The sequence below is a fragment of the Synechococcus sp. R55.7 genome (genome assembly GCF_047461955.1).
Taxonomy (GTDB): Bacteria; Cyanobacteriota; Cyanobacteriia; order Thermostichales; family Thermostichaceae; genus Thermostichus.
This window is the reverse complement of record NZ_JANSIC010000141.1, coordinates 1-3,606: the sequence shown is the minus strand read 5'-3', so window position 1 is coordinate 3,606 and position 3,606 is coordinate 1. Positions and strand designations below refer to the sequence as shown.

1 protein-coding gene is annotated in these 3,606 nt (G+C 61.6%); it reads left to right on the top strand.

Annotation, left to right across the window (positions count from 1 at the left end; translation table 11 throughout):
• A partial coding sequence (gene metH, locus NW820_RS08500) for a methionine synthase (protein WP_414407241.1) occupies positions 1-3,600 on the top strand: 3,600 nt, incomplete at its 5' end.
• Positions 3,601-3,606 lie beyond the last annotated feature (6 nt).

Genomic DNA, 3,606 nt, shown 5'->3' with positions numbered 1-3,606 from the left:
GCCCAGAACCTGACCGCAGCGGATTTTGGTGGGCCGGAACTGGAGGGCTGCAATGAGATGCTGGTGCTGACCAAGCCGGAGGCGGTGGAACAGGTGCACCGGGGCTTTCTGGAGGTGGGGGCAGACGTCATCGAGACCAATACCTTTGGGGCCACCTCCATCGTTTTGGCCGAGTACGGGATCCCGGAAAAAGCCTACGAGCTGAACGTGGCGGCGGCGCGACTGGCCAAGCGGGTAGCAGCCGAGTTTGCGACGCCGGAAAAGCCCCGTTTTGTGGCCGGCTCCATTGGCCCCACCACCAAGCTGCCCACCCTGGGGCACATCAGCTTTGATGAGATGCGGGCTGCCTACGAGGAGCAGGTGCAGGGGCTAGTTGACGGTGGGGCGGATCTGCTGATCATCGAGACCTGCCAGGACATTTTGCAGACCAAGGCGGCCCTGGTGGCCGTGCAGCAGGAGTTTGCCCGACGCGGGATCCGCCTGCCGGTGGTGGTGTCCCTGACCTTTGAGGTGCAGGGGACAATGCTGGTGGGCACGGAGATCGGGGCGGCCCTGGCCATCCTGGAGCCCTATCCCATCGATGTGCTGGGCCTCAACTGTGCCACTGGCCCAGACAAGATGGTCGAACACATCCGCTATCTGTCCCGCCATTCTCCTTTCCCCATCTCCTGCATCCCCAACGCTGGCCTGCCGGAAAACATCGGCGGCAAAGCCCACTACAAGCTCACCCCGGAGCAGTTGCGCTTCCACCTGGAGCATTTTGTGCGGGATCTGGGGGTAGCGGTGGTGGGAGGGTGTTGCGGCACCCGTCCGGAGCACATCGCCGCCTTGGTGGAAGCCGTGCAGGGGTTGCGGCCCAAACGTCGTAGCATCGAACGGATCCAGGCTGCTGCCTCGATTTATGCCCCTCAGCCCTACCTGCAGGAGAACTCTTTTTTGATCATCGGCGAGCGGCTGAATGCCAGCGGCTCCAAAAAGATGCGGGAGCTGCTCAACGCCGAAGACTGGGATGGCCTGGTGGCCCTGGCCCGCGAGCAGGTGCGGGAGGGATCCCATGTGTTGGATGTCAACGTGGACTATGTGGGCCGGGATGGGGTGCGGGATATGCGGGAGCTGGTGTCCCGGCTGGTTACCCAAATCCAAATCCCCCTGATGCTGGATTCTACCGATTGGCAAAAGATGGAAGCGGGCCTCAAGGTGGCGGGGGGCAAGTGCCTGCTCAACTCCACCAACTACGAAGACGGGGAAGAGCGCTTCTTCAAGGTGCTGGAGCTAGCTAAAACCTACGGCGCCGGGGTGGTCATCGGCACCATCGACGAAGAGGGCATGGCCCGCACCGCCGACAAGAAGTTCCAGATTGCCGAGCGGGCCTATCGCCAGGCGGTTGAGTACGGGATCCCGCCCTACGAGATTTTCTTTGACCCTTTGGCCTTGCCCATTTCCACCGGCATCGAGGAAGACCGGGCCAACGGGGCAGCCACCCTGGAGGCCATCCGCCGCATCCGCCAGGCTTTCCCGGAGACCCACATTCTCTTGGGCATTTCCAACATCTCCTTTGGGCTCTCGCCGGCAGCCCGCGTGGTGTTGAACTCGGTGTTTTTGCACGAGTGCCGCGAGGCCGGCCTGGATGCCGCTATCGTCAGTGCCGCCAAGATCCTGCCCCTGAACAAGATCCCCGCAGAGCAGCAGCAGGTGTGTCGGGATCTGATCTGGGATCGGCGGCAGTTTAACGCCGTTCGCGTTAGCGGGACGGAGTCCTCGGGCATTTGCACCTACGATCCCCTGGCGCGGCTGACGGAGCTGTTTGCGGGAGTTTCCAGCCAAGAGCTGCGGGCAGCCAGATCCCTGGCCACGCTGCCTCTGGAGGAGCGCCTGCGGCGGCACATCATTGACGGCGAGCGGATTGGCCTGGAGGAGACCCTGGCGGAGGCACTGCAGAAATATCCTCCCCTGGAGATCATCAACACCTTTTTGCTGGACGGCATGAAGGAGGTGGGGGAGCTCTTCGGCGCTGGCAAAATGCAACTGCCCTTTGTGCTGCAGTCGGCAGAAACCATGAAAGCGGCGGTGAAATACCTGGAGCCCTTCATGGAAAAGGTGGGAGGGGAAGTGTGCAAAGGCACTCTTTTGATTGCCACCGTCAAGGGGGATGTCCACGATATTGGCAAAAACTTGGTGGACATCATCCTCACCAACAACGGCTACAAAGTCATCAACCTGGGCATCAAGCAGCCGGTGGAAAACATCATCGAAGCCTATGAAAAGAGCAAGGCCGACTGCATTGCCATGAGCGGCCTGTTGGTAAAATCCACGGCCTTTATGAAAGAGAATTTGGAGGTGTTTAACGAGCGGGGCATCACCGTGCCGGTCATCCTAGGAGGGGCGGCCCTTACCCGCCGCTTTGTGGAAGAAGACTGCCGCAAGACCTACAAAGGCCAGGTGATCTATGGCCGCGACGCCTTCGTCGATCTCCACTTTATGGATCGGCTGATGCAGGCCAAAGCTGCCGGACGCTGGGATGACCGGCTGGGTTTTCTGGACGACCTAGAGCTGGGATCCCCCTCTGCCAATGGCCAGAAAGAGGCTTCTTGGGTTCCAGAGGAAACGGATCCCAGCCTGCCCCCTGCGGAGACCACCGTGGGAGCTGCTCCCGCCCTCACCCTCTCCGAGTCCCAAGACACCCGCCGCTCTGAAGCCGTTGCCCTGGAGACCGAGCGACCCATCCCGCCTTTCTGGGGATCCCAGGTTCTCACCTCAGATCAGATCCCTTGGCCGGAAGTCTTCTTCTACATCGACAAGCAAGCCCTGGTGGCCGGACAATGGCAGATTCGCAAGCCCCGCGACCAGTCGGCAGAGGAGTTTGCCGAGTTTATCGCCACCCAGGTGGATCCGGTGATCGAGCGCTGGAAAGAGCGGATCCTGGCAGAAGATCTGCTGCACCCCCAGATTGTCTACGGCTATTTCCCGGCCCAGGCAGAGGGGAACACTTTGATCCTCTTCGACCCGGCCAGCTTCCCCGAGCTGTTTTCCCTGGAGCCAGGCTCCACCACCTACTTCCAACTGCCGACGGTCGAGCGCCCGCAACTCTCTCCAGGGGTGCGGGAGCTGGCCCGCTTCACCTTCCCCCGCCAAAAAACCGGCCACCGCTACTGTATCGCCGACTTCTTCGCCGCTCGCTCCACAGGATTGGTAGATGTTTTCCCCATGCAGGCGGTCACGGTAGGGGCAGAAGCCACCGCCTATGCCCAGCGCCTCTTTGCCGAGGGCCAGTACACCGACTACCTGTATTTCCACGGCCTGGCTGTGACCCTGGCGGAAGCCCTGGCGGAATGGTGCCATGCCCGCATCCGGCGGGAGCTGGGGTTCGGCCACGAAGATAGCCCCGACATCCGCAAGATCCTGCACCAGGGCTATCGGGGATCCCGCTACAGCTTCGGCTATCCCGCCTGCCCCAACATCGCCGACCAACGGGTTCTGCTGCAGGTGCTCCAGGCCGAGCGCATTGGCCTCACCATGGACGAAAGCGATCAATTGGATCCGGAACAGTCCACCACCGCCATCGTTGCTTACCATCCGGCAGCCCGCTACTTCAACACTTAGGCTTAG